Source organism: Agromyces tardus, assembly GCF_003710805.1.
Taxonomy (GTDB): domain Bacteria; phylum Actinomycetota; class Actinomycetes; order Actinomycetales; family Microbacteriaceae; genus Agromyces; species Agromyces tardus.
In genome coordinates, this window is sequence record NZ_RHHB01000009.1 from 1 (window position 1) to 23,309 (window position 23,309).

A 23,309-nucleotide genomic window follows, 5' to 3' on the forward strand; every position below is an offset into this window, starting at 1 on the left:
GGCCCCCGTGCTGGCCGTGCCGCCGGGCGCCTCCGCCGGGTTCCTCGCGCCGCTGCCCGTGGCGCTCGTGGTCGACGCGCGCACCGCGACGCTCCTCCACCGGCTCGGCGTGCGCACGCTCGGGGAGTTCGCGGCGCTCCCCGACGCCGACGTGCGCCGGCGGTTCGGCGCGGCGGGCGCCTTCGCCCACGACCGTGCCGCGGGGCGCGAGCACACGGGTGTCGCGGCCCGAACCCCGCCGCCCGAGTTCGAGGTCGAGCAGCACTTCGAGCCGCCGCTCGACCGCGTCGACCAGCTCGCGTTCGCGTTCCGCGTGCGAGCCGAGGAGTTCATCGACCGCATGCGCGGCGCGCGGCTCGTGTGCACCGGCATCCGCATCGAGCTCGACGACGAGCGCGGCGGCCACTCGAGCCGCAGCTGGCTGCATCCGCACTGGTTCACCCCGGCCGACGTGGTCGACCGGGTGCGCTGGCAGCTGCAGGGCTCGGGGGCCGCCGACACCGGGCTCGCGTCGCCGATCGTGCGGCTGCGGGTCGTGCCCGAACGCGTCGACTCCACCGGCAACCACGAGGCCGGGCTGTGGGGCGGGGGGCCCGACGAGCGCGTGCACCACGGCCTCACCCGCGTGCAGAGCATGCTCGGCCACGAGGGCGTCGTCACGGCGGCGGTCGGCGGCGGCCGCATGCTCGCCGACCGCCAGGTGCTCGTGCCGTGGGGCGACCGGGCGCCCGAACGCACCTCCGACGCACCGTGGCCGGGCAGTCTCCCGGCGCTGGCCCCCGCGAGCGTCTTCCGCGAGCTCCTGCCCGTCGTGCTCCTCGACGGCGCGGCGATGCCCGTCGCGATCGACGCACGTGGGGCCGTCTCGGCGCCGCCCGAGGCCTTCGCCGTCGGGGCCGCGGCCCCGGCGCCGGTACGTGCGTGGGCGGGGCCGTGGCCCGTGGTCGAGCGCTGGTGGGACGCGGAGCGCGCCCGCCGCGTGCACCGCTTCCAGCTCGTCGACGACGACGGCTGCGCCTGGCTCCTCGTGCGCGACGCCGAGGGCTGGTGGGCCGAGGCGAGGTACGACTGATGGGCGAGGTGTGACCGATGGGCTGGAACAACCCCGGCATCCCGTGGTCGGAGCTCGAACGCAAGCTCTCCGACCGGCGTCGGCCGGGCGGGCCCCCGGTCATCGCCGACGGCGGCGACAGTCCCGCGTGGAGCCGGAAGCGGCATCCGTACCGCCCCTCAGGCGACCTCGAGGCGCCGGCCGGGCCGGTCGTGCCCTACGCCGAGCTGCACGCGCACTCCACGTTCAGCTTCCTCGACGGCGCCTCGACGCCCGAGCAGCTCGTCGAGGAGGCGCACCGGCTCGGCCTCTCCGGGCTCGCCGTCACCGACCACGACGGCTTCTACGGCATCGTGCGCTTCGCCGAGGCCGCCGAGAGCTTCCCCGAGTTGCAGACGGTATTCGGCGCCGAGCTCTCGCTCGGGCTCAGCGAGCCGCAGATGGGCGTCGCCGACCCCGAGGGCGAGCACCTGCTCGTGCTCGCGCACGGCGAGGAGGGCTACCACCGGCTCGCGAGCGCCATCACCGCGGGCCAGCTCGCGGGCGGCGAGAAGGGGAGGCCGGCGTACTCGCTCGAGGAGCTCGCCGAGCGCGGCGGAGGCGAGTGGGTGGTGCCCACCGGATGCCGCAAGGGCGGCGTCCGGCGTGCGCTCGCCGACGGCGGGCCGGATGCCGCGTGGCGCGAGCTCGACCGGCTCGTCGCACTCTTCGGCCGCGACCACGTCGTCGTGGAACTGTTCGACCACGGGCATCCGCTCGACCAGCACGCGAACGACGCGCTCGCGGAGCTCGCTGCGCGCGCCGGACTGCCGCTCCTCGCCACGAACGCCGTGCACTACGCGACCCCCGGCGAGTACCGGCTCGCGTCGGCGCTCGCGGCCGTGCGGGCCCGGCGCAGCCTCGACGAGCTCGACGGCTGGCTGCCCGCATCCGACGGCCTGCACCTGCGCTCGGGCGCCGAGATGGCACGGCGGTTCGAGCGGTACCCCGGCGCCGTCGCCCGCTCGGTGACGCTCGCCGAGCAACTGGGGTTCCGGCTGCGGAGCGCCCGGCCGCGACTGCCGCGGCAGAAGGTGCCCGCGGGGCACACGCCCATGAGCTGGCTGCGGGAGCTCGTGTGGGCGGGCGCCGCGAAACGCTACCCAGGCGTGCCCGAGCACGTGCGCGAGCGGCTCGCCCGCGAGCTCGACGTCATCGAGCAGAAGGACTTCCCGGGGTACTTCCTCATCGTGTACGACCTCGTGCGCGAGGCGCGCAGCCGCGGCATCCTGTGCCAGGGCCGGGGGTCGGCGGCGAACTCGGCGGTCTGCTACGTGCTCGACATCACGGCGGTCGACTCGATCTTCTTCGACCTGCCGTTCGAGCGGTTCCTGTCGGCGCTGCGCGACGAGGAGCCCGACATCGACGTGGACTTCGACTCCGATCGCCGCGAGGAGATCATCCAGTACGTCTACGAGAAGTACGGCCGCATGAACGCCGCGCAGGTCGCGAACGTGATCAGCTACCGGCCGAAGGCAGCGGTGCGCGACATGGCGAAGGCGCTCGGCTACTCCACCGGGCAGCAGGATGCGTGGTCGCGGCAGGTCGAACGCTGGGGCGCCGTCGTGTCCACCGACGACCACGACATCCCGGGCCCCGTCGTCGAGCTCGCCGAGCAGCTGCTCACCTTCCCGCGCCACCTCGGCATCCACTCGGGCGGCATGGTGCTCACCGACCGGCCGGTCGGCGAGGTGTGCCCCATCGAGCACGCCCGCAAAGAGCGTCGCACGGTGCTGCAGTGGGACAAGGACGACTGCGCGTGGATGGGCCTCGTGAAGTTCGACCTGCTCGGCCTCGGCATGCTCGCGGCGCTGCAGTACACGTTCGACCTCGTGCGGCAGGCGACGGGCGAGGAGTGGGAGCTCGCGACCATCCCGAAGGAGGAGGCGGCGGTCTACGACATGCTCTGCCGCGCCGACTCGATCGGGGTGTTCCAGGTGGAGAGCCGCGCGCAGATGGGTACGCTCCCCCGCCTGAAGCCGCGCTGCTTCTACGACCTCGTCGTCGAGATCGCCCTCATCCGTCCCGGGCCCGTGCAGGGCGGCGCGGTGCATCCGTACATCCGGCGGCGCACGGGCGAGGAACCCGTGAGCTACCTGCATCCGAAGCTCGAACCCGTGCTCGCGCGCACCCTCGGCGTGCCGCTCTTCCAGGAGCAGCTCATGCAGATGGCCGTCGCCGTGGGCAACTGCAGCGCCGCCGACGCCGACCTGCTGCGCCGGGCCATGGGCTCCAAGCGCGGCATCGAGAAGATCGAGCGCCTCCGGTCGAAGCTCTACGCGGGCATGGCCGCGAACGGCATCGCACCCGACGTGGCCGACTCCATCTACGAGAAGATCGAGGCGTTCGCGAACTTCGGCTTCGCCGAGAGCCACGCCCTGAGCTTCGGGCTGCTCGTCTACGCGAGCTCGTGGCTGAAGCTGCACTATCCCGCCGCGTTCCTCGCGGCGCTCCTGCGCGCGCAGCCCATGGGCTTCTACTCGCCGCAGACGCTCACGGCCGACGCACGACGGCACGGCGTCGAGGTGCTCCGCCCCGACATCCTGCGGTCGGGCGTGAGCGCGGGCCTCGAGGCCGTCGCTGCGGCATCCGGCGGCGGCAGTGCGGTCGGCGACGGCGCGGTCGGCGGCGGTGCGGTCGACGGATGCCGCGAGCCGACCGGCATGGCCGCGTGCGCCGATTCCGTGCAACCCCCGGTCGGCGCCTTCCACCGCGACGAGCCCGACCGGTCGGCCGAGCACCGTCGCGATGCGGCGTTCACGGTGCGGCTCGGGCTCGCCGACGTGTCCTCGATCGGCACGGCCGTGGCCGAGCGCATCGTCGCTGAACGCGACGCCCGGGGCGCCTACCGCGACATGGCCGACGTCGCCCGCCGGGCCGGGCTGAACGCCGAGCAGCTCGAGGCGCTCGCCGCGGCCGGCGCGTTCGAGGGGTTCGGCCTGCAGCGTCGCGAGGCGCTCTGGCTCGCCGGCGAGGCCGCGCAGGACCGCGAGGAGTACCTCGCCGGATCGGTCGTGGTGGTGCAGCCCCCGCTCCTGCCGATGCTCACCGACGCCGAACAGGTCGTGTACGACCTGTGGGCCACGGGCATCTCGCCCGACGACCACCCCGTTCGGCACCTCCGGGAGCAACTCGACGAGCGCGGGGCGATCCGCATCGACCTGCTGCGCCACGCCGAGAGCGGCCGGCGCATCGAGGTGGGCGGGGTCGTGACGCATCGGCAGCGTCCGGCGACGGCGAGCGGCATCACCTTCATGAACCTGGAGGACGAGTCGGGCACGCTCAACGTCATCGCGGGAGTCGGCGTGTGGACCCGGTACCGTCGGGTGGCCCGGGAGGCGCCCGCGATGATCGTGCGCGGCATCCTCGAACGCTCGGCCGAGGGGGTCACCAACCTCGTCGCCGACCGGTTCGAACGGCTCGTCCTCGCGGCTCCGGCGCGCTCGCGCGACTTCCGCTGACGAGGCCGCCGAGCGCAGCCGCGTGCGTGCACGCCGGGAGTACCATGACCCCATGGGTCGAGTCCGATCCACTCCCCGCACCGACTCGGCGCCCTCGCCGCCCACCGCTGAGCGACTGTTCACCGCGCAGTTCGTCGCACTCACCGCCGCCGAGCTGGCCTACTTCACCGCGGGCGGCGTGGCGATCTTCGCCCTTCCGCTCTACGTCACCGGGCCGCTCGGCGGCGACGAGGCCGGTGCCGGCATCGCGTACGGCGCGTTCGCCGTCTCGGCGCTCCTGCTGCGGCCCATCACCGGGCGGCTCTCCGACATGTACGGCCGGCGACCGCTGCTGCTCGCCGGCGCACTGCTCGCCGGTGCGAGCCTCGCGCTCATGACGATGGTCGGCAGTCTCCTTCCCATCGTCGCCCTGCGGCTGCTCGCGGGCGTCGGCGAAGCCGCGTTCTTCGTCGCCGCCTTCGCCGCGCTGGCCGACCTCGCGCCGGCCGCGCGCCTCGGCGAGGCTCTCTCGTACAACTCCCTCGGCCTGTACCTCGGGCTCGCATTCGGTCCTCCGCTCGGGGAACTCCTCGTGCGGGTGTGGGACTACCGGGGGGCCTGGATCGGGGCGGCCGTGCTGGCCGTGCTCGCTGCAGCGCTCTCGCTGCTCGTCGGCGAGACCCGGCAGGACCGGCCCGACCTCCATGTGCGGCGCCCCCTCCTCCACCGTCCGGCCGTGCCCATCGCCGCGGGATTCGTCACCAGCCTCGTCGCGGCGGGCGGCTTCCTCGCGTTCGCCTCGCTCTACGCCGAGCACGTGGGCCTGAGCGACCTCAGCACCGCCCTGTTCGTCTACGGCGCGGTCGTGGTGACCTGTCGCATCGCCTTCGCCCGCATTCCCGATCGCCTGCCGTCGCTGCCACTCGCCGCGGCCTCGCTCGGCGTGATGGGACTGGGACTCGTCCTCATGGTCGCCTGGCAGACGGTGGCGGGCCTCCTGATCGGCGTGGCCGTGCTGGGCGTGGGCATCGCCTTCAGCACGCCCGCGTTCTTCTCGGCGGTCTTCGCCACGGCGACGCCGAGCCAGCGCGGTGTGGCCTCCGGCACGGCGACCGCGGCGATGGACCTGGGGCTCGGCCTCGGCCCGATCGCGCTGGGCCTCGTCGCGCGGCCGTACGGCATCCCGTGGGCGTTCGCCGTCGCTGCGGCGATCGCGTTCGCGGGCGCCGCGTGGACGTTGCTCCTCGCGCGCCGCCGCCGGACCGCGCCCGCGCCCGCGGCCGCGGCCGACTCCCGTGCCCGTTGATCCCGCCCGCGCCCCGGATTCGTGCGGCTCGACGTGTCGCCGCGGCATCCGACCCCGCCGGTCCGTTAGCCTCGTGCGGTGCCGACCACGACCCACGATCCGACCGGACCCGACCGCTACGGCGCCGACGTGCTCGCGGGCGACTGGCGCGCCCGGGGGCGCCGCACGATCCCCAAGGTCGAGGCTGCCCGCGACCTCGTCGTCGAGCTCGCCGCCGACGGGTACGTCGGCGCCGTCGTGGGTCTCGACAAGCAGCACGTCGTGCTCGAGGACCGGTTCGGCCGGAAGCGGCTCTTCCCCCTCGGCCACGGCTTCCTCATCGACGGCGGCGCAGTCGAGCTCGTGCGTCCCGCTCCGACGGCGCCGACGGGTCGCGTCCGCACGGCGTCGGGCTCCTTCGCCGTCGAGAGCCGCCAAGCCAGGGTCGCCCTCCCCAGCCGCATCTTCGTGGAGGGGCGGCACGACGCCGAGCTCGTCGAGAAGATCTGGGGCGCCGACCTTCGCGTCGAGGGCGTCGTCGTCGAGTACCTCGAGGGCGTGGACGTGCTCGGCGGCGTCCTCGACGAGTTCCGCCCCGGTCCCGGCCGTCTCGTCGGCGTGCTCGTCGACCACCTCGTCGCCGGCTCGAAGGAGCAGCGCATCGCCGACGCCGCGATGCGCGGCCCGCACGGCGCGCACGTGCTCGTCGTGGGGCATCCGTTCATCGACATCTGGCAGGCCGTGAAGCCCGCCCGCCTGGGCCGGGATGCCTGGCCGGTGATTCCCCGTGGCACGTCGTGGAAGCACGGCGTGTGCGCCGCCTTCGGGTGGCCGCATGCCGAGCAGGCCGACATCGCCCGCGCCTGGCAGCGCATCCTCGGGCAGGTCCGCGGCTACGGCGACCTCGAACCCGCCCTCCTCGGGCGGGTGGAGGAGCTCATCGACTTCGTCACGGCTCCCGCGTCGCGCTGAGGCTTCCGCTCGGCTCCGGCATCCGCTCGGATTCTCGGGCGGGGTCAGCCGATCGACGTGCCGAAGGCGAGGCCGAGCAGGTACGTGACCGCCGCCGCGCCGAGGCCGATCGCGAGCTGGCGCAGTGCGCGCTTGAGCGGCGAAGCGCCCGAGAGGAGCCCCACGGTCGCACCGGTGAGGAGCAGTGCGATGCTCACGAGCACGGTCGCCGTGACGATGGCCGCCGTGGCGCTCAGGCCGAACAGGTACGGCAGCACGGGGATGAGCGCGCCCGACGCGAAGAACAGGAAGCTCGAGATCGCCGCCGACAGACCGGTGCCGACCGCCTCGTCGTCGTGCTGGATCACGGAGAGCGCGTCGGTCGGTGCCTGCACGCGGCCCGCCGCCTGCACCCTGGCGACGACGAGCGCGGCGTGCTCGACGGCCTCCTGCTCGGCCATGCCGCGGGCCCGGTAGACGAGGGCGAGCTCGTTCGCGTCGATGTCGAGGTCGCCGAGGGCCTCGCGGGCGGTGGGGTCGGGGGCGGATGCCTCGAGCAGCTCGCGCTGCGATCGCACCGAGACGTACTCCCCCGCGCCCATCGAGAGCGCGCCGGCGAGCAGGCCCGCGATGCCGGTGAAGAGCACGACGGATGCCGGGACTCCCGTCGCCCCGATGCCGAGCACGAGTGCGAGGTTCGAGACGAGTCCGTCGTTGGCGCCGAAGACGGCCGCGCGGAACGTGCCCGCGAGACTGCGTCGCCCTCGTGCGGCGAGTCCGCGCACGACCTCGCCGTGGATGCGCTCGTCGGCCGCCATGGCGCGGGTCGCGTGCGGGTCGCTCGCGTACGGCGAACGTGCCTCGGCCCGCTGCGCGAGGGCGAGCACGAAGATCGAGCCGAAGCGCCGGGCGAGCACCGCGAGCATGCGCGTGCGCAGGTCGGCGCGCGGGATGCCCGTCTCGTCGCCGTCGAGCAGGGCGAGCCAGTGCGCTTCGTGGCGCGCCTCGGCGGCGGCGAGGGCGAGCAGGATCTCGCGTTCCTCGCCCTCGCGCCGGGCGGCGAGCTCGCGGTACACCGCAGCCTCCGCGCGTTCGTCGGCGAGGTACCGGCGCCACCTGGCGCGGTCGGCGGGGGTTCCTGTCGGCTCGTCGGGGGTCATGCTGCTCCTCGGTCCACGGGCGCGCCCGCGCGAGGTGCTCGCTGCGGGTGCCCGCATCGTCGCGATGCCGCCCCGCGGGCGGCCTCCGACAGGTTAGCGGCGCGCGGATGCCGCACAGGCGGGATCGGCCCGGATTGGCAGCATTTCGGAGCGCCGAAGCGGACGCCCCCTCAGCCGACGAGCTTGTGCCAGCCGTCGCCGTCGACGTGCTCGAAGATGAGGTTCGTCTCGGTGTGCGCGACGGCGGGGTGGCCCGTGAGATGCGCGAGCACGAACTCGCGCAACTCCTCCGCGTCGCGCGCGGCGACGTGCAGCAGGTAGTCCTCGGCGCCCGCCATGTGGAACACGCCGAGTACGCCGGGCAGGTGCGGCACCGCGTTGCGGAACGCATCGATCTCACTGCGGTCGTGCTTGACGAGCCGGATCGCGATGAGCGCCTGGAGCGAGACGCCGAGGGCCGCGAGGTCGACGTCGACGCGGTAGCCGCGGATCGTTCCGAGGCTCTGCAGCCTCCGAAGCCGCAGCGATACGGTGGACTCGGCGACGCCGACCTCCGCGGCGAGGGCGGCGCCGGAGGCGCGGGCGTTCGACGACAGCGCGGTGAGCAGCGCTCGGTCGACGCGATCCAGTTCGGGTTTCTGCGCCATCGGATTCCTCCTCGAGGTCGCGACGTGAAGATCATGCGACGCTCAGATCATATCTGAGAGATCGTGCAGAGTCATTTGCTCTTCATCACAGATTCTGTTGTCATTCACGCATGCAGACACCGTCGTCGCGACTCGAGACCCGTGCCGTCCACGCTGGGATGGCCGGGGTCCGGGAGAGCGGATCCCACGTTCCCGTCATCGACTTCTCCACCACCAACCCGCTCGGCGACGTCGACTCCGGCGGCAGCTCGTACGAGGGGCTCGCCACCGGGCACGACCTCGCCGACGGCGCCTCCGCCGTCTACCAGCGCCTCTGGCAGCCCGGCGTCGCGCGCTTCGAGACGGCGCTCGCCGACCTCGAGGGCAGTGAGGGAGCGGTCGCCTTCGCGAGCGGCATGGCGGCGCTCGCGGCGACGCTCATCGCCGCGGCATCCGCCGGCACGCCGCACATCGTCGCGGTGCGTCCCCTGTACGGCGGCACCGACCACGTGCTCGCGAGCGGCCTGCTCGGCACCGACGTGACGTGGACCGACGTCGACGGCATCGCCGGGGCGCTGCGCCCCGACACCGGCCTCGTGATCGTCGAGTCCCCCGCGAACCCCACTCTCGAGCTCGTCGACCTGCGCCGGGTGGCGGATGCCGCGGGCACGGTGCCGCTCCTCGTCGACAACACCTTCGCCACCCCGGTGTTGCAACGCCCCATCGAGCACGGCGCGACGCTCGTGCTGCACAGCGCGACGAAGTACCTCGGCGGGCACGGCGACGTCATGGGCGGCGTGATCGCCGCCGACGCGGCCTGGGTCTCGCGACTCCGCCAGGTGCGTGCGCTCACGGGCGGACTCCTGCACCCGATGGCGGCGTACCTGCTGCACCGCGGCCTGCGCACCCTGCCGCTGCGGGTTCGCGCCCAGCAGCAGACCGCGATGGAGCTCGCCATCCGGCTCGGCGCGCACCCGGCGGTCGCCCGTGTGCGGTACCCCGGGCTGCCCGGTCAGGACCCGGCGGGCCTCGTGGGCACGCAGCTCGAGGGACCCGGCTCGATCATCGCGATCGAACTGGCCGGCGGGTACGACGCCGCTGCGCGCTTCACCGAAGGCTGCCGGCTCGTCACCCACGCCGTGTCGCTCGGCGGCGTCGACTCGCTCGTGCAGCACCCCGCGTCGCTCACCCACCGTCCGGTCGCGGGCGACGCCAAGCCCGACGCGGGCGTCGTGCGCCTCTCGATCGGCCTCGAGCACGTCGACGACCTGACCGACGACCTCATGGCCGCACTCGACCTCGCGGCGCTCGAGACGGGCGTCGAGGGCGGCGAGTGCGAGCGAGCGGATGCCGCCGCGGCATCCGCCGCCGGGTCGTGACGCCCGGCTGACGCCCTGCGCGCTTGCCCGCGGGCTCGGCGGTCGCGCCGCGACCGCCGCGTCAGCGTGCGTCGTCGACCGGCGGCGCCGACGCCCGCTCCGTCGCCTCGGGGGTGGCCGGTCGCTCGGCCGCCGCCCCCGGTTGAGGCGCGACGGTCGGCGACTCCTCCGTCGCATCGGGAACCGCGTCTGCAGTCGGCGCCGGGTTGCGGATGCCGATCCACGACACGACACCGCCCACGACGAGCAGCGCGGCCGTGGCGACCGCGGCCCGGTGGTACCCGACGACATCGAGGGATTCGCCGACGATGACGCCGATCGCCGCGATGGAGACGAGCCCGGCGATGCGTGCCACGGCGTTGTTCACCGCCGAACCGATCCCTGCGCGCGCCGGGTCGACGGCGCCGAGGATCGCCGCCGTGAGCGGGGCGACCGTCATGGCCATGCCGAGCCCGACGACCGCGACGCCGGGCAGGAGCTCGGTCCAGTAGTTCACGTCGGCGCCGACGCCGAGGGTCAGCAGGAATCCGCCCGCGACGACGATGGGCCCGGCGGTCATGAAGATCCGGGGGCCGAAGCGCCCCGCGAGCGCGCCGAAACGGGACCCGAGCAACACGATCATGACCGTGGGCGGCAGCGTCGCGAGCCCCGCGAGCGTGGCCGGGAACCCGCCCGTCTCCTGCAGGAAGATCGGCAGCGCGAACAGTCCGAGCGAGAACGCCGCGTAGATGAACAGCGTGGCGAGGTTGCCGGCGGCGAAATTGCGCGCCGCGAACAGCGAGAGCGGCAGCATCGGATGCGGCGCCCGCCGCTCCCACAGCACGAACGCGACGAGGGCGCAGAGCCCTACCACGAGTGGGATCCACACGAGCGGGGAGGCGATGCCGAGGCGGCCCTGCTCGATGAGGGCGAACACGGTGCCACCGAGCCCGACGATGCCGAGGATCGCGCCGGTCCAGTCGATGCGCTCGTGGTCGGGGTTCGGTGCGTCGCGTCCCAGCCGGCGCAGCAGCACGAGCGCGATCGCGATCGGGACCACGTTGATCCAGAACACGAGCCGCCACGAGACGAGGTCGACGAGCGCCCCGCCGAGCAGGGGGCCGACGAGGAACGCGAGCGTCGTCCACGCCGTCCACCGGCCGATGGCCCGGCCCTGCTCCGCCTTCGGGAACGTCGCGATGATGAGCGCGAGCGAGCTCGGCACGAGGAGCGCGCCGGCTCCGCCCTGCAGGGCCCGCCCGAGCACGAGCACGAGCCCGCTCGGCGCGAGCGCGCAGATGAGGGAGGTGACGCCGAACCCGTACAGCCCGATGCGGATGACGCGCAGCCGGCCGAACGAGTCGGAGAGCGAGCCCGCGAGCAGGATGAGCGAGCCGAGCGTGAGCAGGTACGCGTCGACGGCCCACTGCTGCAGCGCGAGCCCGCCGCCGAGTTCCGCCTCGATCGACGGCAGCGCGATGTTGATGACGGCGCCGTCGAGGAAGGCGATGAACGACACGACGATCGCGATGACGAGCACACGCGCCTTGCGATCCATGGCGCCATGCTACGCCGCGCCCAGGACGCGCGGACAGGCATCCCCTGCCACTGCGCTCAGCGGCTCGAGAGGCGCTTGCGCAGGAACTCGATGCGCGCCTGCAGCTGCGTGACGGTGGCCTGGGCGACCTCGGGGCCGCCGCAGATGCGGCGCAGCTCGGCGTGCACCTGCGAGTGCGCCTGCCCGCTGTGGCGGGCCCACAGGCCCACGAGGCTGTTGAGCAGCGAACGCTGCTCCTTGAGCGTTCGGTAGAGGGCCACGGGCTCCGCGGTCGGTTCGTGCTCGACGGTGTGCCGGCGCCGCTCCGATTGCCGGCGGGCCTGCCGCGCCTGCCGGTGCCGCAGCAGTTCCGCGACCTGCTCGGGCTCGAGCAGGCCGGGGATGCCGATGAAGTCGAGCTCCTCGTCGCTCCCGGGCTCGGCGAGGGTGCCGAACTCGGTGCCGTCGAAGACGACGCGGTCGAACGTGGCATCCGACCCGATGGCCTGCCACTCGAACTCGCCGAGCTCCTCGGAGGCCTTCTCCTCGCGGTTCGCCGACTCGAGCAGGCTGTCGTCGAGCCCGTCGTCGTCGCCATCGCCCGAGCGGCGATCGAGCGCGTGGTCGCGCTGCCGCTCGAGCTCCGAAGCGAGCGCCATGAGGATGGGCACGTTGGGCAGGAACACCGACGCGGTCTCACCGCGACGGCGGGCGCGCACGAAGCGCCCGATCGCCTGCGCGAAGAAGAGCGGCGTCGACGAACTCGTGGCGTACACGCCCACCGCGAGCCGCGGCACGTCGACGCCCTCGGACACCATGCGCACCGCGACCATCCACCGTCGGGTGTTGTTCGAGAATTCCTCGATGCGGTTCGAGGCCTCCTTCTCGTCGGAGAGCACGACCGTGACCGGCTCACCGCAGATGCCCTCGAGGATCTCGGCGTAGGCGCGCGCGACCGTCTGGTCGGTGGCGATCACAAGGCCGCCCGCGTCGGGGATGCCGTGCCGTACCTCGGTGAGGCGCCGGTCGGCGGCCTGCAGCACGGCCGGGATCCACTCCCCCGTGGGCTCGAGGGCCGTGCGCCAGGCCGACGAGGTGATGTCCTTCGTGTTGTCCTCGCCGAGCTTCGCCTCCATCTCGTCGCCCGCCTTGGTGCGCCAGCGCATGTGGCCCGCGTAGACCATGAAGAGCACCGGACGCACGACCCCGTCGGCGAGGGCCCGGCCGTAGCCGTAGGAGAAGTCGGTCTGCGAGAGGCGCACGCCCGCGGCATCCGGCTCGTAGTGCACGAACGGGATCGGCGCGGTGTCGCTGCGGAAGGGCGTGCCGGTGAGCGAGAGGCGCCGGGTGGCGGGCTCGAACGCCTCGCGGATCGCGTCGCCCCACGAGAGCGCATCGCCGCCGTGGTGCACCTCGTCGAGGATGACGAGGGTGCGCCCCGAGAGCGTGAGCTCCCGGTGCAGCGCCGGCCGCACCGCCACCTGCGCATACGTCACCGCGACGCCGTGGTAGTGCCGGGCACTGCGCCCGTGGGCGTTGCGGAACCCCGGGTCCAGGCGGATGCCGGCGCGGGCCGCGGCATCCGCCCACTGGCGCTTGAGGTGGTCGGTGGGGGCGACGACCGTGATGCGGTCGATGACGCGCCGGGCGCGCAGCTCGGCTGCGAGCCGCAGCGCGAACGTGGTCTTGCCGGCACCGGGCGTCGCCGCGGCGAGGAAGTCGCGCGGCTCCGTCTCGAAGTAGCGATCGAGCGCCTCGGCTTGCCAGGCGCGCAGCTTCGACGCCGTGCCCCACGGGGCACGAGCGGGGAAGGACGGGGAGAGGTGTTCGGCGGCCGAGGTGCCCGGCTGATGGCCGGAGGGGGTCGCGTTGCTCACTCTGCAGCACTGTAGTCGAGGCATCCGACCTGCCGTGCACCGCCGCACGGACGCGCACCCGCACGGGCACCGGCGGCCCCTCGGATGTGCAGAATGGAGGGATGGTCACCCAGCAGCACCCCTGGTCCCGCCACGTCGCCCTCGGCGACTCGTTCACGGAGGGCATCGGCGACCCCGAGCCCGGCGTGCCGGGCGGCCACCGAGGCTGGGCCGACCGTGTCGCCGAGGTGCTCTCGCAGGGCACCGAGGACTTCGCCTACGCGAACCTCGCGATCCGTGGTCGTCTGATCCAGCAGATCATCGACGAGCAGGTGGAACCGGCGCTCGACCTGCGCCCCGACCTCATCACCATCTCCGCGGGCGGCAACGACGTCATCCGGCCGCGCACCGATCCCGACGAGATCTCGGCTCGCTTCGAGCACGCCATCGAGCGGCTCTCCCGCGACCGGGCGACGATCGTGATCTTCACGGGCGTCGACGTGGGCTTCTCCCCCGTGTTCCGCGGCATCCGCGGCAAGGTCGCGATCTACAACGAGAACCTGCGGGCGATCGCGCAGAAGCACGACTGCATCGTCGCCGACCAGTGGGCGCTCACCGAGATCCAGGACCAGCGCATGTGGGCCCCCGACCGCCTGCACCTCAACTCGCTCGGCCACCACACGGTCGCGCGCATGGTGCTCGCCGCGCTCAACGTCGAGAACGACCTCGAGCCGATGAAGCCCGAGCCGCTGCCCACGAGCACCTGGCGCCAGGCCCGCGTCGACGACCTGTCGTGGGCGCGCGAGTACCTCGTGCCGTGGGTGCTGCGGCGCGTGCGGCACCAGTCCTCGGGCGACTTCGTGACCGCGAAGCGACCGGATGCCGGTCCCTATCGCGTCGCCGACTGACGCCGCCACGCGCGGCCGGGGTCACTTCGCGGCGGCCGCCGCCTCGAGCGCGCCGGGGTTCTCCAGGCGCCACCACATGCCGGGGTCGTCGACCGTGCCGTCGAGCTCGAGCGGCACCTCGATGCGCTGCGCGCCCGCCGTGACGATCACGGTGCCCACCGCCGTGCCGTCGTCGGCGAGGGTGAGCGACTTCGCGTCGACGGCGACGTCGACCGGCATGTCCGACCAGACGACGACCGTCGCGCCCTCCGTGGCGCGCGCGGTCGCCGTGTCACCCCACGGCGTGGAGTAGCTCGCGAGCTCCTGACCCGCCTGCAACGGGGTGACCTCGTGGAATCCCGGGGCGACCGAGTCGAGCAGCGAGGCCACCGCAGCGCGCACGGTGGCGTGATCGACGCCGCCGAGCAGCACGCCCACGACCGTGACGGTCGAGGAGCCGACCGCGTAGTCGGCGGAGAACAGGAGGTTGGCCGCGTCATCCGTCGTGCCGGTCTTGATGCCGTCGATGCCATGCGTGCCGAGGAGCTTGTTCGAGTTCTCGATGGTGCCGAGCTCGGGGATGTCGACCGACTTCGTCGCCACGATCTCGGCGAAGGCGGGGTTCTCGAGGGCGATCTCGCCGAGCTTCACGAGGTCGGCGGGGGTGCTCACGTCGTCGAGCGAGAGGCCGCTCGTGTCGACGACCGTCGTGTGGGCCAGGCCGTGCGCGGCGAGCCACGCCTGCGCCTTCGGCACGTAGGCGTCGACGGATCCGAACGCCCAGTTCGCGAGGGAGATGCTGTAGTTGTTGCCCGACGGCAGCAGCATCGCCTCGAGGCTCTCGCGGAGCGTGAGCGACGATCCCGCGACGACCGGCGCGACCGACCCGTTCTGCGCGATCATGTCCCAGTAGATCGCCACGTCGGCATCGGTGTACGCGATCTCGGGGCCGCCCTCGCCCGCGGCGAGCGGATGCTCCTCGAGCACGACGAGCGCCGTGACGACCTTCGCGATGCTCGCCATCGGCATCGTCGTCGACTCGTTGCCGGCGGCGAGCAGTCCGTCGAAGCCCACGGCGCCGACCGCGTAGCCGCCGAACCCCGGCAACGCGAGTTGCTGCGCCGCCGCCGCGACGGGCGGCGGGTCGGTGACGACAGGGGCTGCCGCCGGGATGGGCGCGCCGAGCGCGTTCGCCGTGTAGATGCCGCCGCCCGCGATGAGCGCGAGCACTGCTCCCACCGCCGAGAACACCACGATCCGGCGCCGGCGATAGACCTGCCGGCGGGACAGCCGCGGGGGTTCGTGCGCGGGCGCGGGCGGCGCGGGGTCGAGCGTGCGAGACATCCGTTCGAGCTTAACGCTCGACCGCGAGCGCGTAGAGCACCACGGCCGCCGCGGCCGCGACGTTCAGGGAATCCACACCGTGCGCCATGGGGATCGTGACCACGCGATCGGATGCCGCCAGCGCCCGCCGCGACAGGCCGTCGCCCTCGGCGCCGAACACGAGCGCGAGCCGCGCGGGCGGATCGGCCGCGAGCTCGCGCAGCGTGACCGCATCGTCGGCGAGGGCGAGCGCCGCGACGTGCACGTCGTGCTCCGCGAAGAGCCGCGCCGCCTCGTCCCATTCGGGCAGGCGCGTCCACGGCACCTGGAACACCGTGCCCATGCTCACGCGCACGCTGCGCCGGTAGAGCGGATCCGCGCAGCGCGGCGTCACGAACACCGCGTCGGCGCCGAGCCCCGCGACGCTGCGGAAGATCGCGCCGACGTTCGTGTGGTCGACGATGTCCTCGAGCACGACCACCCGCCGCGCCGTCGCCAGCAGCTCGCCCGGGTCGCGCAGCTTCGGCCGCTCGAAGGCCGCGAGGGCCCCGCGGTGCACCCGGTACCCCGTGATCTGCTCGAGCTCGTCGGGGTCGGCGAGGTGCACGGGGATGTCGAACGGCGCGAGCGCCTCCTCGAGGCCGGGCAGCCACTTCTCCTCCATGAGCACCGATCGCGGAACGCATCCCGCGGCGATCGCCCGGCGGATCACCTTGGCCGACTCGGCGATGAAGAGGCCCCGCTCGGGCTCGGTCGCGCTGCGCAGCGCGACGTCGGTGAGTCCGGCGTAGTCGGCGACGGCGTCGGATGCGGCGTGCCGCACGCGTTCGATGTGCATGTGTCCTCCACCCGACAGCCTGCCAGTGCCCCGAAACATTCCGGTAAACCGCGCGATCTAGAATCAGGACACCGTCGAAGGGAGACGCGGTGGGTTCTGGCATCGGAGCACCGGTTGCGACCGACGAACTGCTCGACGAGGCGATCGGGCTCATGCGGCATGCCCACGTCGCCGTGCTCACCGGCGCGGGCGTGAGCACCGACTCCGGCATCCCCGACTACCGCGGCGAGGGCGCACCCGTGCGCACCCCCATGACCGCCCAGACCTTCATGGCCTCCGAGATCGCCCGCAAGCGCTACTGGGCGGGCAGCCACCTCGGCTGGCGCACGTTCGGCAGCGCCCAGCCCAACGACGGCCACCGCGCGCTCGCCGCCCTCGAGGGCGCCGGGGTCGTGAGCGGCGTGGTCACCCAGAACGTCGACGGACTGCACCGTCGCGCCGGCAGCCGGCACGTCGTCGAGCTGCACGGCGGCAACGACCGGGTGCTCTGCACCGTGTGCGGGCAGCGGTTCGCGCGCGACGCGATCGCGCAGCGCCTCGAGGAGCTGAATCCCCACATCGACCTCGACGTGGCGATCCGGCCGGCTCCCGACGGCGACGTCGAGGTCGACGACGTGGAGTCGATCGTGATCCCCGCATGCACGGTGTGCGGCGGCATCCTGAAGCCCGACGTCGTGTTCTTCGGCGAGTTCGTGCCCGTCGAGGTGTTCCACCAGGCGGCGACGCTCGTGCGGCGCGCCGACGTGCTGCTCGTCGCGGGCTCGTCGCTCGTCGTCAACTCCGGCGTGCGCCTGCTCGAGATCGCACGGCGCGGCCGCACCCCGATCGTGGTCGTGAACCGCGGGATCACCAAGGGCGACAGCAGGGCGGCGGTGAAGATCGACGCCGGCGCGACCGAGACGCTCGTCGCCATGGCGGAAGCGCTGCTCGCGTGATCGTGCGGCTCGGCCAGTACCCGGCCCATGCCCGCGTGAGCGCGCGCCGGGCGACGGCGATCGCGCTCGTGCGCCACGGCCAGACCGACTGGAACGTGCAACGACGCGTGCAGGGCTCCACCGACGTGCCGCTCAACGCGACCGGGCGGGCGCAGGCCGCCGCGGCGGCCGAGCGGCTCGCCGCCGAGGGGTCGTGGCACGCGGTGGTGTCGAGTCCGCTTGCGCGGGCCGCCGACACGGCGTCGCTCATCGCCGACGGGCTGGGGCTCCCCGCGCCCGAGCCGGTGCCGGCGCTCGCCGAACGGCGGTACGGCGCCCTCGAGGGGCTGTCGACCGCCGAGCGGGCTCGGCTGCGCTCGCTGTCGGTCTACGTGCGCGGGCTCGAGTCCCGCTCGTCGGTGGCCGACCGCGCCATCTCGGCACTGCTCGGCATCGCCGAGACGCATCCCGGTCGCTCGATCGTCGCGGTCACCCACGGCGGCGTCATCCAGGCGGTGCTGCTGCACCTCGGGCTCCCGAAGCCCGGCTCCGGCGCGATCGCGAACGGCTCGGTGCACGAGCTGCGCGTGGTCGGCGATCGCGTCTCGTTCGTGTGGTCCGAGGCGTACGACGACGCGGAGTCCACGGGAACCGGCTGACCGACCCGCGAAGCTCCCCGTCCGCTCAGCGGCGGCGGTGCGCGGCCCTGCCGTCGCTCGTGCCCACGCGCCGCAGCACCTCGAGCAGGCGCTCGGCCGACGTGCTCCAGTTGAAGCGCTCGGCTTCGCGGGCGGATGCGGCGGAGCGACGCTCCCACTCCCCCGGCTCGTCGAGCGCGCGGATCTCGCGGGCGAGCTCGGCCGGGTCGCCGGGCGCGAAGTACTGCGCGGCCTCCCCGCCGATCTCCCGGAAGATGGGGATGTCGCTCACGACGACGGGCGTTCCGAGGCGCATCGCCTCGACGAGCGGGATGCCGAAGCCCTCGGCCCGCGACGCGGTGACGAGGGCGGTGGCGCTCGAGAGCAGCTCAGCGTACGCGGCATCCGTCACGCCGTCGTGGAAGACGAGCCGCGCGCTCGGGGCGAGGCGCGTGAGCCGCTGGCGTTCCTCGGGCGTGATGCGGCTGAGGAGGTGCAGCTCGTGGTCGGGTAGCAGCTCGAGGGCGCGCACGAGCGTCTCGACGCCCTTGTACGGCATGAACGAGCCCATGTAGACGAGCCGGCCGTGCTCCGGCCGTGCCCTCGGCAGGTGCGGGGTGCCGAGCGCGTCGGCGGAGTTCTCGACGACGGTGAGCGGCCGCTTGGTGAGGTGGTGCTCGCGGATGAGCGATGCCGTCGTCTCGGAGACGGTGACGACTTCGTCGGCGCGGTCGAGCAGCATGCGCTGCGGCCACCACGCGAGGTGGTAGAGGCGCCACAGCAGGCGCACCGGCGCCGGCAGGTCGCGCGGCGGCGTGCGGTTCTCGTAGTAGATGAGGTCGTGCAGGGTGAGCACGAGCCCGTAGGTGCGGCCCCACGATCCCATGGTCTGCATCGGCGAGAACACGACGTCGGGCTTCAGCCGGCGCACCTGGCGCGCGACGAAGGGCTCGCGCAGGCTCGTGGGCCCGCTGACGAGCTCCCAGGGCAGCGCGGGCAGGTTGTCGAGCTGGCGGTGATCGCTGATGAGCATCGTGAGCGGATGCCGCTTCGCCAGCTCCTCGACGATGTGCGCCGTGAACCGGCTGATGCCGTCGTGGTGGCCGACGCGCACGTAGCGGCAGTCGACGACGAGCTTCACACGTCACCCCCGTCGCCGAGGAACGCGCGGATGTGGTCGGCCGCCTCGCCGGGCGTCTCGTAGTGGATGAGGTGGCCGACGGCCGGGATGACCGCGAGGGTCGCGTCGGCGAAGAGCGGCTGCAGTCGCTCCTGCGCCGCGAGCGGGGTCACGTCGTCGCGCTCGGCGGCGATGAGCAGCACGGGCATCGGGATGGCCGGCGCGTACTCGCGCACGTCGTGGCTCACCGACGCCTGGAACGCCTCGAGCACGGCGTCGCGGTCGTCGAACGACGAGAAGTAGCGGTCGTGCTGGTCGTGGATGAAGCGGCGCAGTTCGGCCGAGTCGGTCTTGGCCATCGTCACGCTCATGACGCGCACGATCGCGCGGTTGCGCAGCAGGGCGAACCCGGCCTTCTCGGGCAGGGCGGCGGCGGCGCGGTAGTAGCCGACCGCGAGTCGCGTCATGATCGCACGCGGCCCCTCGAGCGCGGGCGCGCCGATCGGGTTGACGAGCACGAGGCGGCCGGGTCGCAGGCCGCGTGCGACCGCCGCCGAGGCGACGATCGAGCCGAACGAGTGGCCGAGCAGCGTGTAGGAGTCGCCGTCGACGGTCGCGGCGACGAAGGCGGTGAGCCACTCGGCGTAGGCGTCGATGTCGTGCGGCTGCTCGGCGAACGGCGGGGTGTCGCCGAATCCGGGCAGGTCGGGTGCGATGAACCGGTAGCCGGGCAGCTTCGCGACGACGGGCTCGAGGCCGTGGTGGTCGCCGCGGAAGCCGTGCACGAGCACGATCGTCGGCGAGCCCGGGTCGCCGTACTCCCACCACGCCGTCTCGCCGCCGGCGACCGGGGTGCGATGTTCGCGCACCGGGATGCGCGCGAGTTCGTCGGCGTACGGGGAGGCGGTCATCGGTCCCATCCTATGGCGAGGTCCCTGCGCGATCGCAGTGCGCGGTCGCCCCGACGCTCACGTGCGCACCTGCACGGCGGGGCGCCGGGCCGGTGACGGTGGCCGACCATATGGTGACGACATGGACCTCTCGAACGCCGCATCCTGGGCCGACACCCTGGCCGTCTTCGACCTCGAGACCACCGGCATCGACATCGACACATGCCGCATCGTGACGGCGCACGTCGGGGTGATCGGCGTCGACGGGCAGGTGCTCGAGCAGCGAGAGTGGATCGTCGACCCCGGCGTCGAGATCCCCACCGCGGCCACGCTCATCCACGGCGTCAGCACCGAGCGCGCCCGCCTCGAGGGCCTGCCCGCGGTGCAGGGCGTCGTCGAGATCATCGAGGCGTTGACGGATGCCGCGAACCGCGGCCTGCCGATCGTCGCGTACAACGCCGCCTACGACCTGTCGGTGCTCGACCGCGAGGCGCAGCGCTACGGCCACGAGCCGCTGCGCTCTCCCGCACCCGTCATCGACCCGCTCGTCATCGACAAGGCCGTCGACCGGTACCGCCGCGGCAAGCGCACGCTCACCGCCACTGCGGCCCACTACGGCGTGCCCCTCGACGACGCGCACAACGCGGGCGCCGACGCGATCGCCGCGGGCCGCGTCGCCCAGGCGATCGCCCGCGCCTACCCGCACCTCGCGGCCACTGCGGCCGCCGAGCTCCACTCCCGCCAGGTCGACTGGTGCCGCGAGCAGGCCGAGAGCTACCAGGAGTGGCGTCGCCGCAACGGCGAGCCCGAGTTCACGACCTCCGGCCGCTGGCCGGTGCGCTGACCGCAGCTGCGCTGACGCGGCATCCGTCTCGCGAGGACGACGAAGGGGCGGGCGACCGAAGTCGCCCGCCCCTTCGTGCTGCGGCTTACTTGCCGAAGTTCTTGAAGCGCTGGTTGAACTTCTCGACGCGGCCGGCCGAGTCCATGATGCGCTGCTTGCCCGTGTAGAACGGGTGCGACTCCGACGAGATCTCGACGTCGATCACCGGGTAGGTGACACCGTCGAGCTCGATCGTCTTGTCGCTCGAGACCGTCGAACGGGTGAGGAACGTGGCGCCCGAAGCGAGGTCGCGGAAGACGACGGCGTTGTAGTCGGGGTGGATGTCGGTCTTCATGGAGACTTCCTTGCTGATCGGATGATTGGTGGTCTCCCGCCCCTCAGGCAACGAAGCACGGGGGCAGGGAAGCATGACGGCCAGCGGGCCAGCACACAAGTTTAGCAGAAGGTGGGCGGATGCCTCGTCACACGGCGCGCGCGCTGAACCGGCCGTCACGCTCGGTGAGCTCGATCTGCATGCCGAAGGTCTCGGAGAGCTTCTCGGCCGTGAGCGCCTCGGCGAGCGGACCCGACGCGACGATGTGCCCGTCGGCCAGGAGGAGCGCGTGGGTGAACCCCTGGGGGATCTCCTCGACGTGGTGCGTGACCATCACGATGGCCGGCGATGCGGGCGACGACGCGTACCCGCCGAGGAGCGCGACGAGCTCCTCGCGCGCACCGAGGTCGAGGCTCGCGGCAGGCTCGTCGAGGAGCAGCAGCTCGGGGTCGGTCATGACGGCGCGGGCGATCTGCACCCGCTTCTGCTCGCCGTCGGAGAGGCTGCCGAACCTGCGCTTCGCGAAGCCCTCGAGCTTCCACTCCGCCAGCACGCGCTGGGCGCGACGGTCGTCGATCTCCTCGTACTCCTCGTTCCACCGGCCGGTGACCGAGTACGCGGCGGTGAGCACGGTGTCGATGACCGATTCGTTGCGCGGGATCTTGCGCGCCATCGCGGTCGAGGCGAACCCGATCATCGGGCGCAGCTCGAACACGTCGACCTTGCCGAGCGACTCCTGCAGCACCTCGGCGGTGCCCTTCGTGGGATGCATCGCCGCGGCGGCGATCTGCAGGAGCGTGGTCTTGCCGGCGCCGTTCGGGCCGAGGATGACCCAGCGCTCGTCGGAGGCGACGCTCCAGTCGATGTCGTCGAGGATCGTGTTGCCGTCTCGAACCACCGACACACCCTGGAACTGCAGAACCGTGCTCGCCATGCCTTCCACCCTATCGGGACGGATGGTGTCGCTCCGGCCACCCCCTGAGGGGGTCAACGACCGGCGAGCACGCGCTCGTAGAGCGCACGCGTCTCGTTCGCGATGGCGTCCCAGGCGAAGTGCTCCTCGGCCCGGATGCGGCCGGCGGCGCCCATCTCGCGGGCGCGCTCGGGGTCGCTCACGACCCGGTTCATGGCCTCCGCGAGATCGGCGACGTACCGGTCGGGGTCGAGCGGGGTGCCCGTGCCGTCGTCGGCCTGGTCGATCGGCACGAGCACGCCCGTGACGCCGTCGTCGACGACCTCGGGGATGCCGCCGGTCGCCGTGCCGACCACGGCCGCGCCGCACGCCATCGCCTCGAGGTTCACGATGCCGAGCGGCTCGTACACCGAGGGGCAGATGAACGCGGTGGCCGACGAGAGCAGCGCGGTGAGCTCGGCGCGCGGCAGGTGCCGGTCGATCCACACGACGCCGTCGCGAGTCGTGCCGAGCTGCTCGACGAGGCCGCTCACCTCGGCCATGATCTCGGGCGTGTCGGGCGCGCCGGCGCAGAGCACGAGCTGCACCTCCGGCGGGAGCGAGCTCGCGGCGCGCAGCAGGTAGGGCAGGCCCTTCTGGCGCGTGATGCGTCCCACGAACACGATCGAGGGACGATCGGGGTCGACGCCGAGCGACCGCACGAGGTCGGGGTCGTCGTTCGGGCGCCAGTCGGCGAGGTCGATGCCGTTGTAGACGACCGACACCCGCTCGGGGTCGACGTCGGGATAGGCGCGCAGGATGTCGCGGCGCATGCCGTTGCTCACCGCGACGACGGCGTCGGCGTCCTCGAATGCGGTGCGCTCGACCCAGCTCGACACGCGGTAGCCGCCGCCGAGCTGCTCGGCCTTCCACGGCCGCAGCGGCTCGAGGCTGTGCGCGGTGACGACGTGCGGGATGCCGTGCAGGCGCTTCGCGGTGAAGCCCGCGAAGTTGGCGTACCAGGTGTGCGAGTGCACGAGGTCGGCGCCCGCGGCATCCTGTGCCATCAGCAGGTCGACGCCCATCGTGGCGAGCGCGGCGTTGGCGGCGGCGAACTCGGCGGGGGTCGCGTAGGCGACGGTGCCGACCTCGTCGCGCGGGGCGCCGAAGCAGCGGACCGACACGTCGATGTCGCGGCGGAGAGCCCGCACGAGCTCCGCGACGTGCACGCCGGCACCTCCGTAGACCTCGGGCGGGTATTCACGGGTGAGCAGGTCGACGCGCATGCGCCAACGATAGCGCTGCGGCATCCGTCACGCGCCGACTTGGCACTGCCCGTCCGTCGTT

Annotated in this window: 20 protein-coding genes; 9 read left to right on the forward strand and 11 right to left on the reverse strand. The window is 73.0% G+C overall.

Annotated features, from left to right (window positions below):
• From EDM22_RS19475 to EDM22_RS07295, 4 genes are all read left to right on the forward strand, one after another.
• Positions 1-1,072: DNA polymerase Y family protein (locus EDM22_RS19475; RefSeq protein WP_425455158.1), on the forward strand; the 1,072-nt coding region annotated here is incomplete at its 5' end.
• Positions 1,073-1,089: 17 nt separating this feature from the next.
• Positions 1,090-4,551, forward strand: a complete 3,462-nt coding sequence (locus EDM22_RS07285; protein ID WP_122936403.1) for an error-prone DNA polymerase — start codon at positions 1,090-1,092, stop codon at positions 4,549-4,551.
• A gap of 52 nt (positions 4,552-4,603) precedes the next feature.
• On the forward strand, positions 4,604-5,836 hold the full coding sequence (locus EDM22_RS07290; RefSeq protein ID WP_122936404.1) for an MFS transporter: 1,233 nt from the start codon (positions 4,604-4,606) through the stop codon (positions 5,834-5,836).
• A gap of 78 nt (positions 5,837-5,914) precedes the next feature.
• The gene (locus EDM22_RS07295) at positions 5,915-6,787 is read left to right on the forward strand and encodes a DUF3097 domain-containing protein (protein ID WP_122936405.1); all 873 of its coding nucleotides are present in this window, start codon (positions 5,915-5,917) and stop codon (positions 6,785-6,787) included.
• Between the two features lie 44 nt (positions 6,788-6,831).
• Here EDM22_RS07295 and EDM22_RS07300 read toward each other — a convergent pair whose 3' ends face one another.
• Positions 6,832-7,926: a VIT1/CCC1 transporter family protein gene (locus EDM22_RS07300; protein ID WP_122936406.1), complete on the reverse strand. Its 1,095-nt coding sequence runs from the start codon at positions 7,924-7,926 to the stop codon at positions 6,832-6,834.
• A gap of 170 nt (positions 7,927-8,096) precedes the next feature.
• The gene (locus tag EDM22_RS07305; protein WP_122936407.1) at positions 8,097-8,573 is read right to left on the reverse strand and encodes an Lrp/AsnC family transcriptional regulator; all 477 of its coding nucleotides are present in this window, start codon (positions 8,571-8,573) and stop codon (positions 8,097-8,099) included.
• Positions 8,574-8,683: 110 nt separating this feature from the next.
• Here EDM22_RS07305 and EDM22_RS07310 point away from each other — a divergent pair, with 110 nt between their 5' ends.
• Positions 8,684-9,931 (forward strand): trans-sulfuration enzyme family protein, encoded by a 1,248-nt coding sequence (locus EDM22_RS07310; protein WP_122936408.1) that lies wholly within the window; start codon positions 8,684-8,686, stop codon positions 9,929-9,931.
• A 61-nt stretch (positions 9,932-9,992) separates the two neighbouring features.
• Here EDM22_RS07310 and EDM22_RS07315 read toward each other — a convergent pair whose 3' ends face one another.
• Both EDM22_RS07315 and EDM22_RS07320 read right to left on the reverse strand, forming a co-directional pair.
• On the reverse strand, positions 9,993-11,468 hold the full coding sequence (locus tag EDM22_RS07315; RefSeq protein WP_122936409.1) for a DHA2 family efflux MFS transporter permease subunit: 1,476 nt from the start codon (positions 11,466-11,468) through the stop codon (positions 9,993-9,995).
• 56 nt (positions 11,469-11,524) lie between these two features.
• Positions 11,525-13,324 (reverse strand): DEAD/DEAH box helicase, encoded by a 1,800-nt coding sequence (locus tag EDM22_RS07320; protein WP_245989262.1) that lies wholly within the window; start codon positions 13,322-13,324, stop codon positions 11,525-11,527.
• A 101-nt stretch (positions 13,325-13,425) separates the two neighbouring features.
• Here EDM22_RS07320 and EDM22_RS07325 point away from each other — a divergent pair, with 101 nt between their 5' ends.
• Entirely contained in the window at positions 13,426-14,211 is a 786-nt protein-coding gene (locus tag EDM22_RS07325) for an SGNH/GDSL hydrolase family protein (RefSeq protein ID WP_122936411.1), read from the forward strand.
• A 21-nt stretch (positions 14,212-14,232) separates the two neighbouring features.
• Here EDM22_RS07325 and EDM22_RS07330 read toward each other — a convergent pair whose 3' ends face one another.
• Both EDM22_RS07330 and EDM22_RS07335 read right to left on the reverse strand, forming a co-directional pair.
• On the reverse strand, positions 14,233-15,534 hold the full coding sequence (locus EDM22_RS07330; RefSeq protein ID WP_122936412.1) for a D-alanyl-D-alanine carboxypeptidase family protein: 1,302 nt from the start codon (positions 15,532-15,534) through the stop codon (positions 14,233-14,235).
• Positions 15,535-15,544: 10 nt separating this feature from the next.
• Positions 15,545-16,351, reverse strand: a complete 807-nt coding sequence (locus EDM22_RS07335; RefSeq protein WP_122936413.1) for a TrmH family RNA methyltransferase — start codon at positions 16,349-16,351, stop codon at positions 15,545-15,547.
• 152 nt (positions 16,352-16,503) lie between these two features.
• On the opposite strand from EDM22_RS07335, the gene EDM22_RS07340 reads away from it, so the two are divergent.
• Positions 16,504-17,286 (forward strand): Sir2 family NAD-dependent protein deacetylase, encoded by a 783-nt coding sequence (locus EDM22_RS07340; RefSeq protein WP_122936481.1) that lies wholly within the window; start codon positions 16,504-16,506, stop codon positions 17,284-17,286.
• Positions 17,287-17,321: 35 nt separating this feature from the next.
• Entirely contained in the window at positions 17,322-17,924 is a 603-nt protein-coding gene (locus EDM22_RS07345; RefSeq protein ID WP_122936482.1) for a histidine phosphatase family protein, read from the forward strand.
• A 25-nt stretch (positions 17,925-17,949) separates the two neighbouring features.
• On the opposite strand, the gene EDM22_RS07350 is transcribed toward EDM22_RS07345, so the two are convergent.
• Together EDM22_RS07350 and EDM22_RS07355 are read right to left on the reverse strand one after the other, a co-directional pair.
• A complete protein-coding gene (locus EDM22_RS07350) occupies positions 17,950-19,044 on the reverse strand; it encodes a glycosyltransferase family 4 protein (RefSeq protein WP_122936414.1) in 1,095 nt (364 codons plus the stop codon).
• Positions 19,041-19,934: an alpha/beta fold hydrolase gene (locus EDM22_RS07355; protein ID WP_122936415.1), complete on the reverse strand. Its 894-nt coding sequence runs from the start codon at positions 19,932-19,934 to the stop codon at positions 19,041-19,043. Before EDM22_RS07355 ends, EDM22_RS07350 begins: the two co-directional genes overlap by 4 nt.
• Positions 19,935-20,055: 121 nt before the next feature.
• Here EDM22_RS07355 and EDM22_RS07360 point away from each other — a divergent pair, with 121 nt between their 5' ends.
• On the forward strand, positions 20,056-20,757 hold the full coding sequence (locus EDM22_RS07360) for a 3'-5' exonuclease (protein WP_122936416.1): 702 nt from the start codon (positions 20,056-20,058) through the stop codon (positions 20,755-20,757).
• An 85-nt stretch (positions 20,758-20,842) separates the two neighbouring features.
• On the opposite strand, the gene EDM22_RS07365 is transcribed toward EDM22_RS07360, so the two are convergent.
• The 3 genes from EDM22_RS07365 to glgA all read right to left on the reverse strand — a co-directional run bounded on the left by EDM22_RS07365 (position 20,843) and on the right by glgA (position 23,248).
• Positions 20,843-21,091 (reverse strand): type B 50S ribosomal protein L31, encoded by a 249-nt coding sequence (locus EDM22_RS07365; protein WP_122936417.1) that lies wholly within the window; start codon positions 21,089-21,091, stop codon positions 20,843-20,845.
• 127 nt (positions 21,092-21,218) lie between these two features.
• Positions 21,219-22,004, reverse strand: a complete 786-nt coding sequence (locus tag EDM22_RS07370; protein ID WP_122936418.1) for an ABC transporter ATP-binding protein — start codon at positions 22,002-22,004, stop codon at positions 21,219-21,221.
• A 53-nt stretch (positions 22,005-22,057) separates the two neighbouring features.
• Complete coding sequence (gene glgA, locus EDM22_RS07375; RefSeq protein WP_122936419.1) at positions 22,058-23,248, reverse strand: glycogen synthase; 1,191 nt, start codon at positions 23,246-23,248, stop codon at positions 22,058-22,060.
• Positions 23,249-23,309: the final 61 nt, after the last annotated feature.

What these genes read in the sequence shown, in the direction of transcription:
- EDM22_RS07330 (WP_122936412.1), bottom strand. Translation starts at nt 15,534, where the DNA reads ATGTCTCGCACGCTCGACCCCGCGCCGCCCGCGCCCGCGCACGAACCC.
- EDM22_RS07290 (WP_122936404.1), top strand. Translation starts at nt 4,604, where the DNA reads ATGGGTCGAGTCCGATCCACTCCCCGCACCGACTCGGCGCCCTCGCCG.
- EDM22_RS07285 (WP_122936403.1), top strand. Translation starts at nt 1,090, where the DNA reads ATGGGCTGGAACAACCCCGGCATCCCGTGGTCGGAGCTCGAACGCAAG.
- glgA (WP_122936419.1), bottom strand. Translation starts at nt 23,248, where the DNA reads ATGCGCGTCGACCTGCTCACCCGTGAATACCCGCCCGAGGTCTACGGA.
- EDM22_RS07315 (WP_122936409.1), bottom strand. Translation starts at nt 11,468, where the DNA reads ATGGATCGCAAGGCGCGTGTGCTCGTCATCGCGATCGTCGTGTCGTTC.
- EDM22_RS07355 (WP_122936415.1), bottom strand. Translation starts at nt 19,934, where the DNA reads ATGACCGCCTCCCCGTACGCCGACGAACTCGCGCGCATCCCGGTGCGC.
- EDM22_RS07310 (WP_122936408.1), top strand. Translation starts at nt 8,684, where the DNA reads ATGCAGACACCGTCGTCGCGACTCGAGACCCGTGCCGTCCACGCTGGG.
- EDM22_RS07370 (WP_122936418.1), bottom strand. Translation starts at nt 22,004, where the DNA reads ATGGCGAGCACGGTTCTGCAGTTCCAGGGTGTGTCGGTGGTTCGAGAC.
- EDM22_RS07360 (WP_122936416.1), top strand. Translation starts at nt 20,056, where the DNA reads ATGGACCTCTCGAACGCCGCATCCTGGGCCGACACCCTGGCCGTCTTC.
- EDM22_RS07325 (WP_122936411.1), top strand. Translation starts at nt 13,426, where the DNA reads ATGGTCACCCAGCAGCACCCCTGGTCCCGCCACGTCGCCCTCGGCGAC.
- EDM22_RS07305 (WP_122936407.1), bottom strand. Translation starts at nt 8,573, where the DNA reads ATGGCGCAGAAACCCGAACTGGATCGCGTCGACCGAGCGCTGCTCACC.
- EDM22_RS07300 (WP_122936406.1), bottom strand. Translation starts at nt 7,926, where the DNA reads ATGACCCCCGACGAGCCGACAGGAACCCCCGCCGACCGCGCCAGGTGG.
- EDM22_RS07365 (WP_122936417.1), bottom strand. Translation starts at nt 21,091, where the DNA reads ATGAAGACCGACATCCACCCCGACTACAACGCCGTCGTCTTCCGCGAC.
- EDM22_RS07340 (WP_122936481.1), top strand. Translation starts at nt 16,504, where the DNA reads ATGCGGCATGCCCACGTCGCCGTGCTCACCGGCGCGGGCGTGAGCACC.
- EDM22_RS07335 (WP_122936413.1), bottom strand. Translation starts at nt 16,351, where the DNA reads ATGCACATCGAACGCGTGCGGCACGCCGCATCCGACGCCGTCGCCGAC.